Origin of the sequence: Pedobacter agri (assembly GCF_032678665.1) — a bacterium.
GTDB classification, from domain to species: Bacteria; Bacteroidota; Bacteroidia; order Sphingobacteriales; family Sphingobacteriaceae; genus Pedobacter; species Pedobacter agri_A.
In genome coordinates, this window is record NZ_JAVTSH010000002.1 from 611,846 (window position 1) to 627,478 (window position 15,633).

The 15,633-nt window shown below is 37.8% G+C and carries 12 protein-coding genes; 8 read left to right on the forward strand and 4 right to left on the reverse strand.

The features are described from left to right. Nucleotides 1-12: 12 nt before the first annotated feature. Entirely contained in the window at nucleotides 13-675 is a 663-nt protein-coding gene (locus R2Q70_RS06270) for a CoA transferase subunit B (RefSeq protein WP_316806779.1), read from the forward strand. A gap of 41 nt (nucleotides 676-716) precedes the next feature. Here the strand turns inward: R2Q70_RS06270 and R2Q70_RS06275 are convergent, their stop codons facing one another. Both R2Q70_RS06275 and R2Q70_RS06280 read right to left on the reverse strand, forming a co-directional pair. Then, the gene (locus tag R2Q70_RS06275; protein ID WP_029204365.1) at nucleotides 717-1,361 is read right to left on the reverse strand and encodes a uridine kinase; all 645 of its coding nucleotides are present in this window, start codon (nucleotides 1,359-1,361) and stop codon (nucleotides 717-719) included. 2 nt (nucleotides 1,362-1,363) lie between these two features. Next, nucleotides 1,364-2,884, reverse strand: coding sequence for a LysM peptidoglycan-binding domain-containing protein (locus R2Q70_RS06280; protein WP_316806780.1), 1,521 nt, complete (start codon nucleotides 2,882-2,884; stop codon nucleotides 1,364-1,366). Between the two features lie 282 nt (nucleotides 2,885-3,166). Here R2Q70_RS06280 and R2Q70_RS06285 point away from each other — a divergent pair, with 282 nt between their 5' ends. The 3 genes from R2Q70_RS06285 to R2Q70_RS06295 all read left to right on the forward strand — a co-directional run bounded on the left by R2Q70_RS06285 (nucleotide 3,167) and on the right by R2Q70_RS06295 (nucleotide 8,048). After that, complete coding sequence (locus R2Q70_RS06285; RefSeq protein ID WP_316806781.1) at nucleotides 3,167-3,646, forward strand: DNA starvation/stationary phase protection protein; 480 nt, start codon at nucleotides 3,167-3,169, stop codon at nucleotides 3,644-3,646. Between the two features lie 105 nt (nucleotides 3,647-3,751). After that, nucleotides 3,752-5,587 (forward strand): UbiD family decarboxylase, encoded by a 1,836-nt coding sequence (locus R2Q70_RS06290; RefSeq protein ID WP_316806782.1) that lies wholly within the window; start codon nucleotides 3,752-3,754, stop codon nucleotides 5,585-5,587. A 46-nt stretch (nucleotides 5,588-5,633) separates the two neighbouring features. Further along, nucleotides 5,634-8,048 (forward strand): hypothetical protein, encoded by a 2,415-nt coding sequence (locus tag R2Q70_RS06295; RefSeq protein ID WP_316806783.1) that lies wholly within the window; start codon nucleotides 5,634-5,636, stop codon nucleotides 8,046-8,048. A gap of 51 nt (nucleotides 8,049-8,099) precedes the next feature. On the opposite strand, the gene R2Q70_RS06300 is transcribed toward R2Q70_RS06295, so the two are convergent. Together R2Q70_RS06300 and R2Q70_RS06305 are read right to left on the reverse strand one after the other, a co-directional pair. Continuing rightward, the gene (locus R2Q70_RS06300; RefSeq protein ID WP_316806784.1) at nucleotides 8,100-9,629 is read right to left on the reverse strand and encodes a hypothetical protein; all 1,530 of its coding nucleotides are present in this window, start codon (nucleotides 9,627-9,629) and stop codon (nucleotides 8,100-8,102) included. An 18-nt stretch (nucleotides 9,630-9,647) separates the two neighbouring features. Next, the gene (locus R2Q70_RS06305; protein ID WP_316806785.1) at nucleotides 9,648-10,640 is read right to left on the reverse strand and encodes a hypothetical protein; all 993 of its coding nucleotides are present in this window, start codon (nucleotides 10,638-10,640) and stop codon (nucleotides 9,648-9,650) included. A gap of 199 nt (nucleotides 10,641-10,839) precedes the next feature. Between R2Q70_RS06305 and proS the strand changes: the two genes are divergently transcribed. From proS to R2Q70_RS06325, 4 genes are all read left to right on the forward strand, one after another. Then, nucleotides 10,840-12,312 carry a proline--tRNA ligase gene (proS, locus tag R2Q70_RS06310; protein ID WP_316806786.1) on the forward strand — a complete coding sequence of 491 codons (1,473 nt, stop codon included), beginning with the start codon at nucleotides 10,840-10,842 and terminating at the stop codon, nucleotides 12,310-12,312. Between the two features lie 78 nt (nucleotides 12,313-12,390). After that, the gene (locus R2Q70_RS06315; protein WP_316806787.1) at nucleotides 12,391-13,530 is read left to right on the forward strand and encodes a cystathionine gamma-synthase; all 1,140 of its coding nucleotides are present in this window, start codon (nucleotides 12,391-12,393) and stop codon (nucleotides 13,528-13,530) included. A 98-nt stretch (nucleotides 13,531-13,628) separates the two neighbouring features. Further along, nucleotides 13,629-14,438, forward strand: coding sequence for a TIGR02757 family protein (locus tag R2Q70_RS06320; RefSeq protein ID WP_316806788.1), 810 nt, complete (start codon nucleotides 13,629-13,631; stop codon nucleotides 14,436-14,438). Nucleotides 14,439-14,555: 117 nt separating this feature from the next. Next, a complete protein-coding gene (locus tag R2Q70_RS06325; RefSeq protein ID WP_316806789.1) occupies nucleotides 14,556-15,170 on the forward strand; it encodes a Crp/Fnr family transcriptional regulator in 615 nt (204 codons plus the stop codon). Nucleotides 15,171-15,633 lie beyond the last annotated feature (463 nt).

Below are 15,633 nucleotides of genomic sequence, written 5' to 3' on the forward strand. Positions count from 1 at the left end.
TAACCAATTAATATGTTTAATAAAGAAGAAATAGCGCAGCGTATTGCGCAAGAAATAAAAGATGGTTTTTACGTTAACCTGGGCATTGGAATTCCAACCTTAGTTGCCAATTATATCCCAAAGGGGATTAACGTAGTTTTACAATCAGAAAACGGTCTTTTGGGAATGGGGCCATTTCCATTTGAGGGCGAAGAAGATGCAGATTTAATTAATGCCGGCAAACAAACCATCACCACTTTGCCCGGGTCATCAATTTTCGATTCGGCAATGAGCTTTGGTATGATCAGGGCTCAAAAAGTAGATCTTACTATTTTAGGGGCAATGGAGGTTTCTGAAAATGGTGATATTGCAAATTGGAAAATCCCTGGAAAAATGGTTAAGGGAATGGGCGGTGCAATGGATTTGGTTGCATCTGCTAAAAACATCATCGTAGCCATGCAGCATGTAAATAAAGCAGGGGAGAGCAAGCTGCTTCCATCATGTACTTTACCGCTTACCGGTGTAAAATGTATCAGGAAAATCGTAACCGAATTAGCTGTTTTAGATGTACTGCCAGAAGGGGGCTTTAAGCTTTTAGAACGGGCGCCTGGCGTAAGCGTTGAGTTTATCAAGCAATCAACTGCCGGGAGATTAATTGTAGAGGGAGAAATACCTGAAATGAAATTGAATGCATAAAAAGAGCGGCCAATTCAAAATGGCCGCTCTGTCTCTATTTTTTAGTGAATATCAACCAGGATACTATCTCTTAAGTCATTTGAAATAGCCTCTGTGATGGCTATAATCTCATCCGGCTCGTTCGTGTTATTCATGATCACCTTGTGACATTGTTCCCTGTAAGGAAGTAAATATTCCTTATAAGCCGGCACAACATGATTGTGCCATTTGTAAAGTACATCATCTTCAGGATAGCCACGTTCCAGGCCATCGCGTTTAATGCGGCGATCCAATGCTACCTGTTCATCGGCGTCTACAAAAATAGTATGATCCAGTAAGGCTGCAATTTCTTTGAAATGGAGGATGAAAAGTCCTTCAACAATGATAATGGGAGCCGATTTAATTTCCAGTATTTTTACAACTGCAAGCGGATTGTTGAAATTATATTCTTTTTTATAAACTACCTCACCACTTGTTAATTGTTTAATATCTCTTAAAAATTGTTCGCTATCAATAGTAGAAGGAAGATCAAAGTTGTATAATTTGTTCTCTTCCTGGGTCATGTCTCCGGCAGGAATGTAATAATCGTCCTGAGAAACAAGGGTAACCTCATCTTGTTTAAAGTGATGTAAAAAACAGTTTAAGAAAAATGTTTTACCTGATCCGCTACCGCCGGCAATACCAATTATAAATGGCTTTTTGTTCAAACTCATTGAGCACTATATGTTAAATTGCAGAAAAAACGTTTGTCTAAAGCGCCTAATGAATCGGCCACAGCTTTAGTCATCACAATAATAACATCTTTTGTTGATTCGTTTTCAGTGAATTTACCAACAACTTTTGCAAAAGTGGTTTTGTTCGTCATCGGATTAGTAATTTTAATCACTCTGCCAACAGGTGCTGTGCGGTGTAAAACCAACATCTTCGAGCTGTCCAGGTCTGCATCTGCAATCCATACTGCAGCACCCTTCTCTTCAATTTGGCTTAAACCATATACGCTTGGATCGCGACGTAGTTTTGGATCCTTTACCATGGTACTATCCGGCTCACTTTCCTGATCCTCTTTAGATGCCTCATTTACCGATTTAGGTTGAGGTGGTTTTGGAATCACTAGTTTTTGATCAACCTTAATTGAATTATCCGATAGTTTATTTGCCGACCTAATTTGATAGGCCGTAAGGTTATACTTTTTAGCTATGCTGAAAATATTTTCGCCTGTTGCTACCGTATGGATGAAACTTTCTTCCTTTGAAGTATTAACCGGAACTGCTACTGCTGGTTCAACCTGTTTTTCTTTCGGAACCTGAACATCAGTTACAATGCCTCCGGGTACTTTTAAAACCTGTCCGATGCTAATGGCATTATCTGGCAGATTATTTAACTTACGCAATTGGTAGGCTGTAACACCATATTGCTTCGCTATCGTAAAAATAGTTTCATTCCTTAGAACAGTATGTGTGCCAGCTGCATTTACAGGTTTGGTATCATCAGCAGGTTTTTCTTCAGCAACACTAACTACTTTACTTTCTTCTATGTTTTTCGTAGCCGGAATCTTTAGTTTCTGACCAATCCGGAGATTATTACTCGAAAGATTATTTGCTTTTTTTACCTCCTCTACCGTGGTCCCGTATTTCTCTGCTATTTTACCCAAAAATTCTTTCGGTGCAACAGTGTGTTCAATCATTGTTTGATCGGTGACGGTATTCTCCTGGGCAGGGATTGGTGTAACAACCTTTGCTGGCTGACTAGGAGCTGGATTTGGCGTTTCAGCAACGGCGCCTTTGGTAGCAATTTTTAGCACCTGCCCAATACTTAAGTTATTGCCGCTTAAGTTATTCAGGCGTTTAATTTCGATAATAGTGGTCCCATACTTTTCGGCAAGCATGTTTAAGTTTTCTTTGGCTTTTACCGTATGTTCAATTATACCGCCATCAGTAGATGAAGAAACCGGAGTTGAAACATTTGTAGATCCCCATGGAAGATTTGTTGGAACTTTGATGATTACGCCAACCTGAAGGTATTTATTCTCATTGTAGGCCATAATATCTTTGGGCGATACATTGTACCTTCTACCCACAGAATAATAAGTGTCTTTGGCTACGATTTGATGAACGATAAGTTTCTTGCCATTATTATTTTCAACGCCGATAGAGTCTCTACCTGTGTTTGCTTTGGCATTTGCAATGTTTAGAGCAAATAGAACAAAAGCAGATAAGTATATTTTGTGCATTTATTTTCTATAATTTTCTTAGTCAAAGGAAGCAATTATACGAATAATATTATTAACCATATTGAGTTTTATAACCGCTTCGATAGTAAAAATGATATGATCAAAATTTACATCAGTCTATATGTTATTCATACACAATAAATTGTAATAAGTACGGATTGGCTTCTTAATGCTTAATAAACGCACTTATAAATAAGGTATTGTATTGATGAAGATTTAGATTAAAACTTTTATAAATCTGAATTGTTAGGTACACATTAAAATCACATAAAAATTATTAAAATGGACGCCAAGGAAATAAGCTTAAATGAAAAAGAGGTAAAACCAGTAGTAGATCTTTTGAACGATTATTTGGCCAATTACCACATCCACTATCAAAAATTAAGAGGTTGCCACTGGAATATAAAAGGACAAAATTTTTTTACGCTTCATGTTAAATTCGAAGAGCTTTATACCAATGCCCAGTTAACTATTGATGAAATAGCGGAACGCGTTTTAACATTGGGTAAACCACCGCATAGCCGTTTTGCTGATTACATTAAAGAATCACAAATTAAAGAAATTGATACCATTGGAATGAAAGATCTTGATATGGTTGATGCCGTTTTGGATGATATGTCAAAGTTAATTGAAATTGAGCGGGAAATTCTTGACGCTACCGCTGAGGCAGGTGATGACGGATCGAATGATATGGTAAACCGTTTCATGCAGTTTAAAGAGAAAAACACCTGGATGTTGCGCTCATTCGCAGGGAAGAAATAATTTATAGCGTAGGTTAAATCAGCCTCAGTTAAATGGATGAATTGTCAAATCTGTTTATCTGAGGCTTTTTTGTTTTATAGCATAGCTATTTATTTATCTTTGGACATGGCATATAAAAGTTTAGCAGCATGTGTTTCCGACCTTGAAAAACATGGTCATTTAATCAGGATTAAAGAAGAAGTAGATCCATACTTAGAAATGGCAGCCATCCATTTGAGGGTTTATGAAAAACAAGGTCCGGCATTATATTTTGAAAAGGTAAAAGGAAGTCCCTTTCCGGCTGTTTCAAACTTATTCGGGACATTAGAACGCTCAAAATTTATCTTTAGAGATACGTTACCAAAGGTACAACAATTGGTTTCGTTAAGAAACGATCCGATGAAAGCATTGAAAAATCCTTTCAAATATGCAGGTTCGGCTATGTCTGCATTGTCAGCTTTACCGATGAAAACACCATCTGCTAAAAACAACTTTCTAAAAACCACGATTGATCAATTGCCTCAAATCGTGAATTGGCCAATGGATGGTGGTCCCTTTGTTACGATGCCGCAAGTATATACTGAAGACGTTGAAAAACCAGGCGTTTTAAACGCTAATTTAGGGATGTATCGTATTCAGCTTGGTGGAAATGATTATGTTCAAAACAAAGAGATTGGATTACACTACCAAATCCATCGTGGCATTGGCGTTCATCAATCAAAGGCTAACAAACTCGGCCAACCATTAAAGGTGAGTATCTTTGTGGGCGGGCCTCCATCGCATCCACTAGCAGCCGTGATGCCACTACCTGAAGGTTTATCTGAAATGACTTTTGCCGGTGCTTTGGGCGATAGAAGATTTCGGTATTTTTATGATGATGAAGGCTTTTGTATTTCAGCGGATGCTGATTTCATTATCACCGGAACAGTTTATCCCAACGAAAATAAGCCAGAAGGGCCTTTTGGTGATCATTTAGGTTATTATAGCTTAACACATCCATTCCCTTTAATGAAAGTGCACAATGTTTATCATAAGAAGGATGCCATTTGGTCGTTCACGGTAGTGGGCAGGCCGCCACAAGAAGACACCAGTTTTGGTGCATTGATTCATGAAATTACAGGTTCTGCCATTCCTCAGGAAATTCATGGCTTGAAAGAAGTTCATGCTGTTGATGCAGCAGGCGTTCATCCCTTATTATTTGCTATCGGAAGTGAACGTTACACGCCTTATCTAAAAGAGCGAAGGCCACAGGAAATCCTTACCATTGCCAATCACATCTTAGGGAAAAACCAATTAAGTTTGGCAAAATATGTTTTTATTGCAGCAAAGGAAGATGACGAAAAATTAAGCACACATCATATTCAAGCGTTTCTTACGCACATACTCGAACGGTTAGATTTAACCAGAGACATTCATTTTTATACCAATACCACCATCGATACTTTAGACTATAGTGGAGATGGACTGAACAGTGGTTCAAAAGTTGTTATCGCGGCGGCAGGAGAGAAGAAGAGAACATTATGGGATACGGTTCCCGAAAGCTTGAAAATGGGAGATGGATGTTATCAGTACCACGTTGCCATTCCGGGTATTTTAGTTATTGAATGCGACAAATATATTAGTGCAGAGAAAACGGCAGCTGAAATTGCGTTATTAAACATCTCTTTAATCGACCAGGATTTATCTGGCTTTCCGCTAATTGTATTGGCAGATGATTCAGCATTTACTGCAGCAAATATTGATAATTTAGTGTGGATTACCTTTACCCGAAGCAATCCTGCGGCCGATATTTATGGTGTTAATGACTTTACGATTAATAAACATTGGGGCTGTAAGGGTTCATTGATTATTGATGCGAGAAAGAAACCTCATCATGCACCGGAATTAATCAAAGACCAATCAATTGAGTTGAAAATTAATCAGTTGGCAAAAGAAGGAATGCCGCTTTACGGAATTATTTAGTTGGATGAATGAAATAAAATCATGATTTTTAGGCATACGCTAAATTATGCTTCCCAAAATCATACTAGTTTATTTCTTTATGCTTTTCGGCTACATCACCAGGGCACAAGTTCAAAGTGTTGATGTTGTTGCAGAAAATTTAAAAAGCTACCATTTACAACACAACCGCTCTACACTTTTTATCCATTTTGATAAAAATGTATATACCAATAATGATCAGGTTTGGTTTACTGCTTATTTGTTAAAGGCTGCTGTTAAGTCTGATCAATTTCACACGCTTTACCTATCGCTGGTTAACACGGCTGATAGCACAATAATTTTACAGGAAAAATTTCTGATAGAAGAAGGTATGGCTTTCGGCAGTTTCACCCTTCCAGATTCACTATTGAGTGGTCATTATAATTTTGTGGCCAATACCAACATCAAATTGAACAACGATTTTGATGGCGTTTTTACGCAGCCAATCATAATAAAGTCTACCACTATTAATCCACTTGTGCCACAGGTAGCAGTTTTTAAAAGCTACGATGAAAAAACAAAAATGGGAACAGCACTACTGATGGTACTATCAGGTGATAATCGCTTTGTCGAAAATGCCGAGATAAACTATAAAATTGGTAGAGGCAAGAATATTCTTCATGCAGGAAAGGCAAAAAGTAGTGTAATTGGAGAGCTGATGATCGATTATAATGCAGATCAAATTAATGAACAAAATAACCTGCTGCAGGCTTCTGTAAGGAAAGGTAAAGATGTTAGGCATTTGACGTTCAATCTTCCTGTCAGGAATGCGAAGAAATATAAAATCAAGTTTTATCCTGAAAGTGGTTATCTTGTTGATCAGTTGTATAGTAAAGTTGGTTTCGAGGTTAAGGATGAAAGCGGAAACGCAATTAAGGGAAAGGCTGTGCTTTATGATGGTCCTAAAGCTATCGATACCCTAAACACCAACTCGTTAGGTATGGGAAGTTTTATGCTTCAGCCTGATAAAAATAAAAAGCTGTACGCGAAAATTTTGGGTGTCGATTCGGCGGAACGGTTTGAATTACCATCAATCTTACCCAAGGGCTTGGCAGTTAGGGCTCGTAGTTTAGTTGTAGATAATGATTTGCGGGTTCAAATTGAAAGTAACGTAGCTTCAAAAATTCACCTCGTTCTTCACGATTTTTCAACGATTCACCTCCAATCCCATTTAGACCTTGATCCCTTTACTAGCAAAAATGTTCGATTTAAGCTTGATTCTGTTCCGATAGGGTTGTACGCATTAACTATTTTAAACGAAGCCTTCCAACCTGTTGCAGAGCGTATATTTTTTGCTCATTACGATCAAATTAATAAGGTTCAAATTGGTACAGATAAAGAAGAATATCAAACCAGAGATCGTGTAGAGATTGCTTTAAATGCTTTGGGTAAAAAGAACAAATCCATTAATGGCCTGGTTTCAATTAGTTGTGTTCAGGCAAATCGGCTTTCTCAGCCCAATAATCAAAACATCACTGATTTTTATTTCTTTCAGCAGCATTTGGTTGACTTACCGCAACATCCTCAAGGGTTAAAGTATATGAATCCTGAATATTTAAATCAGGTATTACTGATAAAAGGGTGGAGAAAATACAAATGGCAAACTGAAAAATTGGCATCAACTGAATTTATTCAGTCTTCTATGGAGTTGAGTGGCACTGTAAAAAGAGACATCGGCCGATTGAAAGCGCCAATGGCATTAAATACAATTGGAGGAACAAATATTAATGTGTTGGTGACAGATAGTGCTGGTCATTTCACTATTCCCTCAGCCAATTTGTTATCGACAGACCAGGGAAGGGTTTGGTTAAGTTTAAGTGATAAAAGAAGTTACAAATATGATGTGCTGGTAAATGATCCCTTAGTAGAAATTAAAAAATATGTTATAAAAAATGTTTCTAAACCGATGGAAACTGGAGTGAAGGTGCTTGAAGATAACGTTTTAAATATTTCTGCTTCCTCAGGAATCAAATTGAAAGACGTGATTATCAAAAGTAATAAGGATGATAGGGTTAATTTTGCATTAAGGGGAGCAAATAAATGTGGCGATTATGTGTGCAGGTCTAATATTTTAAACTGTGGCAATCATATCGGTGATCCTGAGAACAGGCAGCCTGAACGGGGCAGAACTTACAGACAAGCTGCGGGATCAGGTAGCATCATTTATTCAGGTTGCACAGACGATGAGGATAAGGCAAATTTTAAGATTTTGAAAGGCATTCGTCTCGCCAAAGATTTTTATCAGTCAGATATTTCGAATATGAACGAGCCTATCAACTTTGCCACAATTTACTGGAATTATCAAGTGGCAATAAGGCCATCTGACACCAAAGTTGTATTCAATACCGGCGACATTAGCGGAAAGTTTAAAATTATTGTTCAAGGCATTACAGCCGAAGGTGTGGCGTACGGAGAGAAGGAAATTACAATAAAGCAAAAATAACAAAGCCCTTAATTAATTAATCAAGGGCTTTGTTATTATCGTTGAGGAGTATTAAAACCTTACACCAAATGTTAGAAATACATTGTTTCTGTTGCTTTTTACATCAGCAACTGGTTCTGAATAGTCATCTAACAGGTACGGACTCGAATTGAAGTTCGTTTTGTAGTTCTGATAAGCTAAATCGAAATAATAGTTATCAATACGATAACCAATACCACCAGTAATAAACTGGCCCTGGTAGAATGAATTTTCTCCACCTTTAATGCCGTTTCCATTTACCGCATAACCACCTCTTAAACTTACTTCGTTGGTTACTTTAACTTCAGCACCAAGTCTGTAATTTACAGCCTCTTTATATGATGCTTTTATGAATGCATTATTATCATTAATTGTTGCAGAACTGCCGCCACCATCAGCAGAGAAACGCATTGATGAGTAATCGATATAATCTACATCTGCAGAAATTAATGCAACATTTCCAATTACATAACTTAAGCCAGCTGATGCTTTAAGCGGTGTACGGAGATTATAAGTGAAGTCGTAATATCTGCTCGGGTTATTAATTGACTGAGCGCTATTTGTTGCATTTCCAGCTAATCTTGCCTGTAAAGTTTCAGTCGTATTATCTTCAACACTCATCCACGTTGGCGTTTGGAAATTTAATCCAATTCTAAGCTCCGGAACCGGACGATAAATCATACCTAATTTCAAATTAAAACCATTACCTCTGGTTTGTTGGTACCGAAGGTGAGTTAACGAATAGTTCTCATTTCCGGTGTAAGCTGGTACTGTAAGTTGATCATCAAACGTGTTCACTATCCCAGTTTCAGTAAATGATGCATCGCTGGTATATTTCACATTTACAAAACTTGCAGTTGCTCCCAGATATAATTTATTTGAGAAATTCAGTGCGCCAGCGATATTAAATTCTGAGGTAGAACCTAATCTGCTTTCACTCCAGTTTTGATTAAAGTTAGCGTTGTTGTATGGCTCGGCAGAAAATCCATTAGGATAATTTGGTGCGTTTCTATTGATTAAATAGCTGTTGTAAGCATCACCAGCTACTGAATTGTCAGTACCGGAACCGTTCGCCTGGTCTACATATGCATCTCTGATTGAGCTATTGGTATTAATTCCGTTGTAATCAATATTGTTTAGGAAATCGTTGTTTCTGGTATAACTTAAGCCGAAAACAGTACTTACAAGTCCTTTGTTTACATCAGAACCTTTCATTTTCGCTGCCGGATTGTAAAATACAACCCCCAGGTTATTTAAATTGATTTGACTTTTATCGGATTTGATATTGTTTCCCAGATAAGCACTCTCATTAGAAACGCTATTAAATTCTGGCGTGATGTTAAATTCTGATTTTGTAAACAAACCAAGTCCTGCAGGGTTGGCATTAATGGAACCGATATCTCCACCCACACCAATCTGTGCGCCACCCATACCTTTAAATCTTGCAGAGCTTCCGTAATTTGTTTGCGAAAAGCGGAAAGCATCAGGAGCGTAACTTTGGGCGTATGTTGTTCCTATAGTAGCTACTGTAGCTACTATGGTTGCTAATATTATTTTTTTCATTTGTGTATCTGCTAAAAATTATCCTCTTCCTGCTCTTGATGGTCTTGAGCCACCGCCTCCACCGCCGCCATTAGATCCACCGCCGCTGCTTCCGCTCGAAGATGGTGGAGGTGAATAACTTGGTCTGCTCATCTCTGTTCTTTGAGGAGGAGAGTAAGATTCATTTCTGGTCGGTCTGCTACTTTGAGTGCCTTGAGGCGTATATCTTCCAGCACCGTTTGATGAACCAGATTGTTCATTACGTGTTGGTCTGCCCGCATTATAGTTTGGTGTATAACCTTGTCTGCCTTGTCCGTTTGGATTTGCAACACCAGATCTGCTTGGTCTGCCTGCATTTCCTGCAGTAGAACCACCGTATGATCTTGGAACACCTCTGTCGTTGCTACCAGGTCTTGGTCTGTAATTGTTGTTTGTGTAAACGCCACCACCATAGTAGCCGCCGCCTACACCCCAGCCACCGCCGTACCAACCACCGCCCCAGCCGAAGCGATCATAGTAAGAATATGGACCCCAGTTATTCCAGCCCCAGTTGTTCCAGCCAAATCCCATATTACCATAATAAAATGGGTTGTTCCAGATGCTGCCGTAGCCAAAACCACCGCCCCAGCCGAATCCGCCGCCCCAGCCACCTAAACCGTAACCGTTGTTCCAGCCCATGCCATAGCCTAAATAATTTGTAGCGCCGTAACTGTTTCCGTAATAAAAGTTTTCATAGTAAGGATCATAATAACCACGGAAACTGCTACCGTTGTAAAAACGGTTGATTCGTGAAGAATAATCCATGTCGTAATATGGATTGCTGGTTCCGTAATATTCGTCGTTGTAATCTGATTGTTCCTGTGCCTGAACTTGATTTTGAGGTGGAACGTAAGCTTCTACCTCTCTCGCCTTCGCAACAGAATTATAAACATCGTCATTGGCTTTGGTTTGAGCCAATTTCGTTGTAGAGCATGATGCAACCAACCCAGCGGCTGCAATCATTACAATGGGTAAAAATTTAATTGGTTTCATTGTGTTTATATTTAGTTGTGTGTGTTCACTAATTTACTAAAAATGGATCAAATTTACTAAAAATCAACTATTTCATTAGTCAGATTTATGTATTAATATAAATGCCTGCCTGCTATAATCGTTTTGTAGGCATAAATTTATAAATTTGTGATCTTATTTCACATATTTTAACACACAAATTACGTTCCAAATACATAATATGAGCAAAGAAATTACAAGCAGAGAGGCAGATTATTCTCAATGGTACAATGATATTGTTATAAAAGCCGATCTCGCTGAACACTCAGCAGTTAGGGGTTGTATGGTGATCAAGCCAAATGGCTATGCTATATGGGAAAAGATGCAAGCAGTACTTGATAAAATGTTCAAAGATACGGGGCATCAAAACGCTTATTTTCCATTGTTCATTCCGAAGTCATTTTTCTCAAAGGAAGCATCTCATGTTGAAGGTTTTGCAACGGAGTGTGCAGTGGTAACACACTATCGTTTGAAAAATGATGGTAATGGTAATATCGTGGTGGATGAAACAGCGAAGCTGGAAGAGGAACTTATCGTTCGTCCTACATCAGAAACCATCATTTGGAATACCTATAGAGGTTGGATCCAATCTTACCGCGATTTGCCGATATTAATTAACCAATGGGCAAATGTTGTTCGATGGGAAATGCGTACCAGGCTGTTTTTACGTACGGCTGAATTTTTATGGCAGGAGGGGCATACAGCACACGCAACTGCCGAAGAAGCAATTGAAGAAACTGAACGTATGTTACACATTTACGCTGATTTTGCTGAAAATTGGTTAGCCGTTCCGGTGGTAAGGGGAAGAAAATCCCCAAATGAGAGATTCGCGGGAGCGTTGGATACTTACTGTATCGAAGCGCTTATGCAAGATGGGAAAGCCTTACAGGCAGGAACTTCGCACTTCTTAGGGCAAAATTTCGCGAAAGCTTTTGATGTGAAATTTACGGGTAAAGATGGTAAGTTAGATCATGTTTGGGCAACTTCATGGGGTGTTTCAACCAGGTTGATGGGGGCTTTAATCATGGCACATAGTGATGATTCGGGTTTAATTATTCCACCAAAACTGGCACCAGTACAAGTAGTTATTGTGCCTATTTATAAAAGTGATGAAGATTTGGCGAAAATTTCTGCCTACGTTAATGAGTTAACCATGCGTTTAAAAGGACTAGGCGTTTCTGTTAAATATGATGATCGTGATACGCAACGTCCGGGCTTTAAATTCGCTGACTATGAATTAAAGGGTGTTCCTGTTCGTATCGCCATTGGGGGGCGTGATCTTGAAAACAAAACGGTTGAAATTGCCCGCAGAGATACCAAGTTGAAGCAAACTGTTCCTCAGGAGGGATTGGATATTTATATCGTAAAGTTATTGGAAGACATCCAAACGAGTATGTTCAACAAAGCGCTGGCTTATAGAGATGATCATATTACCGAGGCCAACAGCTATAATGAGTTTAAAGAACTGCTAGATGGTAAAGCCGGCTTTATTTCTGCGCACTGGGATGGAACTCCTGAGACTGAACAAAAGATCAAAGAAGAAACAAAAGCAACCATTCGTTGTATTCCTTTAGATAATCCTTTGGAAGATGGTATTTGTATTTATTCAGGAAAACCATCTACACAACGCGTATTATTTGCAAGAGCATATTAATTAGCATGTAAAATGTAGCGAGGTAAGGTGGTAAAAACTTACCTCGATACTTGATTTTTACATCTTAATACTAATAAAATGAAATTCGGAACAAAAGCTATACATGCAGGCCAAGAACCTGATCCAACAACAGGTGCAGTGATGACACCAATTTATCAAACCTCTACCTACTGGCAGAAATCTCCGGGAGATAATAAGGGGTACGAATATTCTAGAGGTACAAATCCTACGAGAAAGGCTTTAGAAGATTGCCTTGCTGCATTAGAAAACGCTAAATATGGTTTAGCATTTTCGAGTGGTATGGGCGCTACTGATGCAGTTTTGAAATTGCTTCAACCAGGCGATGAAGTAATTACAGGAAACGATTTATATGGTGGATCTTATCGCATTTTCACTAAAATTTTCACCAAATACGGCATCAAATTTCATTTTCTGGATTTATCAAAACCTGAAAATATGTTGCCTTATATCAATGATAAAACAAAGCTGGTTTGGATTGAAACCCCAACCAACCCGACCATGCAAATCGTTGATATTGAAGGAGTGGCAAAAATCACTAAGGAAAAAAAGCTGATTTTAACAGTTGATAATACTTTTGCTTCACCTTATTTACAAAACCCGATTGATTTAGGTGCCGACATCGTAATGCATTCGGTAACTAAATACATTGGCGGTCACTCTGATGTGGTAATGGGCGCTTTAATTACCGATGATGAACAATTGTATAAAGATCTCTGGTTTATCTACAATGCTTGTGGTGCAACACCTGGTCCACAAGATTCATTTTTGGTTTTAAGGGGGATTAAAACTTTGCACCTGAGAATGAAAGCGCACTGTGAAAATGGTGAGCGTATTGCGCACTACCTTAAAACACATCCCAAAGTTGATAAAATTTACTGGCCTGGGTTTGAAGACCATCCAAATCATGATGTTGCTAAAAAACAAATGCGTGGTTTTGGTGGCATGATTTCGATTACTTTAAAAGATGCCGATCTGCAGGAAACTTTTCGCATTTCATCCAATTTTAAGGTATTTACCTTGGCAGAATCATTGGGTGGAGTTGAATCCTTAATTAATCACCCTGCAACAATGACTCATGGTTCAATTCCAAAAGAAGAACGTGAGAAAGTTGGCGTTACCGATAATTTGTTGCGTTTAAGTGTTGGTGTAGAAGATATCGACGATTTGCTTGAAGATTTGGAAAATGCATTGAGATAAATATAAACCTTTACTATTGCTGCATTTGCAGATCATTTTGTCATCCAGTCGTTAAGCAATGTGCCTATCGGTTGGATGACATTTTATTATAAACACCAATGGATTTTTTAGACCTTAAAAATTTTCTGGATAGCAAAGTACAGCAATATAATCAGCCAGGCTTTATCGAGAATGATCCAATTTGCATTCCGCATTTATTTAAAAAGAAACAGGATATTGAAATTTCCGGTTTTTTTGCAGCGATACTGGCATGGGGGCAACGAAAAACGATTATTAATAAATGTAAGGAATTGCTAGCCAGGATGGATAATTCTCCTTATGATTTTGTATTAAATCATCAAGATCAAGACCTCAAAAAGCTGTTGAACTTCAAACATCGGACGTTTAACGATACCGATTTGCTTTACTTTATATCTTTCTTTAAGAATCATTATAAGGCGTTTGAAAGCTTAGAACAAGCCTTTATTCCAAAAGAAATTAATGATATCGAATCATCAACATCCTACTCAGTAGGAGCGCCTGGCTTCAACGTTGAACATGCGCTAAATCATTTTCGTGATTATTTCTTTTCTCTAGAAGATTTTCCTCACCGTACAAAAAAACATATTTCCTCACCAAAGCAAAAGTCAACCTGTAAACGTTTAAATATGTTTTTAAGGTGGATGGTGAGGAAAGATGAAATGCAGGTCGATTTCGGAATCTGGAACACGATAAAACCAGCACATCTAATTTGTCCTTGTGATGTTCATGTCGATCGGGTAGGACGTTTGCTGGGGTTAATAACAAGAAAACAAACAGATTGGCTTACAGGGGTAGAACTCACCAGTAATTTACGCCAGTTTGATGAAAATGATCCTGTTAAATATGATTTTGCACTGTTTGGTTTGGGGGTTGAAAAAGTCCTGTAAAACACTAAAAAATTGAGAAAAGTCAAAAAAAACTTCTTTTTATCGATCAATCTTCCTATTATTACGTAGTCGTTCTAGTGTTAATTAGAATATTGTCTATCTCCCAATTTGTTATAAATGATTGCAGTTAATTTATCTGATGAAGATAGGTGGAAGAAATACAATAATTTTTCTCCCCTAATTTCGATATTTAAAAAATTTCATCCACTCAATGATGAAATTGAAAAGCGCATCAATCAGCATACTTTTCCTATCAGCTACAAAAAAAATAAATACCTGGTTTCTCCTGTTGATCGTAATAAATATTTATTCCTTATTGTAAAAGGTGTAGTAAGAGGATTTATTAAGGATGGCGTTTCGGAAATAACGACCTGGATTGCTCAAGAAAACGAAATTGTAGGTACCATCCGTAACCTTTGGGTTGATGGTGATTCTGATGAATATTTGCAAGCCCTGGAAGATGTAGATTTGATTGCAATTCCCCATGTTTTATCCGAATACCTATACGAGAATTTTGCTGAAGCAAATATAGTTGGCCGAAAGATGATGGAGCTTTATTATCGGTCAGCTGAAGAAAGAGCCTATCTCTGCAGGATTTCCTCAGCAGAAAAAAGATATAAACGATTTTTAGTTTCTTTTCCTGATTTGATCAACCGTGTTTCATTAAAATACATCGCCTCATTCCTCGCTGTGCGACTGGAAACCTTAAGCCGAATCAGAGCTAAAATATAGTTCAGAAAAATTCATTCATATTTTACCTAGTACAAAAAAGGGCCAATTCCTCACAGGGAGATTGGCCCTTTTTCGCTATATAGGGTTATAAGTTTTCACTTTAAATTTGTACTATAAATACTACATGGTGTTAGAAAGTTGTTGATTATTATCAAAAAAGTAAATGCTCCGAAACTGGTCATTCATACTGATAATGGAATCAATTGCTTTTTTTATTTGCTTTGTAGTATTGATAATACAGTTTTTGACATTATTTGTACAATCAATCGCTCTAGAATCGACTGAATTTGCCACTTGTAGATGTCTTTATTTTAACATAGTTTTGCCGCCCTTAAAATACCATGATTTATAGTTGCTTTTTATGCTAAAACTTATTTCAAATCAGCTAGATAAGGCATTATTGAAATTAAACTTTTCCTAATGTAAATTGAATTTTAGGAAGAATTTTAGGGATGGTTTGAAA

What these genes read in the sequence shown, in the direction of transcription:
- R2Q70_RS06270 (WP_316806779.1), top strand. Translation starts at nt 13, where the DNA reads ATGTTTAATAAAGAAGAAATAGCGCAGCGTATTGCGCAAGAAATAAAA.
- R2Q70_RS06280 (WP_316806780.1), bottom strand. Translation starts at nt 2,884, where the DNA reads ATGCACAAAATATACTTATCTGCTTTTGTTCTATTTGCTCTAAACATT.
- R2Q70_RS06285 (WP_316806781.1), top strand. Translation starts at nt 3,167, where the DNA reads ATGGACGCCAAGGAAATAAGCTTAAATGAAAAAGAGGTAAAACCAGTA.
- R2Q70_RS06290 (WP_316806782.1), top strand. Translation starts at nt 3,752, where the DNA reads ATGGCATATAAAAGTTTAGCAGCATGTGTTTCCGACCTTGAAAAACAT.
- R2Q70_RS06295 (WP_316806783.1), top strand. Translation starts at nt 5,634, where the DNA reads ATGCTTCCCAAAATCATACTAGTTTATTTCTTTATGCTTTTCGGCTAC.
- R2Q70_RS06300 (WP_316806784.1), bottom strand. Translation starts at nt 9,629, where the DNA reads ATGAAAAAAATAATATTAGCAACCATAGTAGCTACAGTAGCTACTATA.
- R2Q70_RS06305 (WP_316806785.1), bottom strand. Translation starts at nt 10,640, where the DNA reads ATGAAACCAATTAAATTTTTACCCATTGTAATGATTGCAGCCGCTGGG.
- proS (WP_316806786.1), top strand. Translation starts at nt 10,840, where the DNA reads ATGAGCAAAGAAATTACAAGCAGAGAGGCAGATTATTCTCAATGGTAC.
- R2Q70_RS06315 (WP_316806787.1), top strand. Translation starts at nt 12,391, where the DNA reads ATGAAATTCGGAACAAAAGCTATACATGCAGGCCAAGAACCTGATCCA.
- R2Q70_RS06320 (WP_316806788.1), top strand. Translation starts at nt 13,629, where the DNA reads ATGGATTTTTTAGACCTTAAAAATTTTCTGGATAGCAAAGTACAGCAA.
- R2Q70_RS06325 (WP_316806789.1), top strand. Translation starts at nt 14,556, where the DNA reads ATGATTGCAGTTAATTTATCTGATGAAGATAGGTGGAAGAAATACAAT.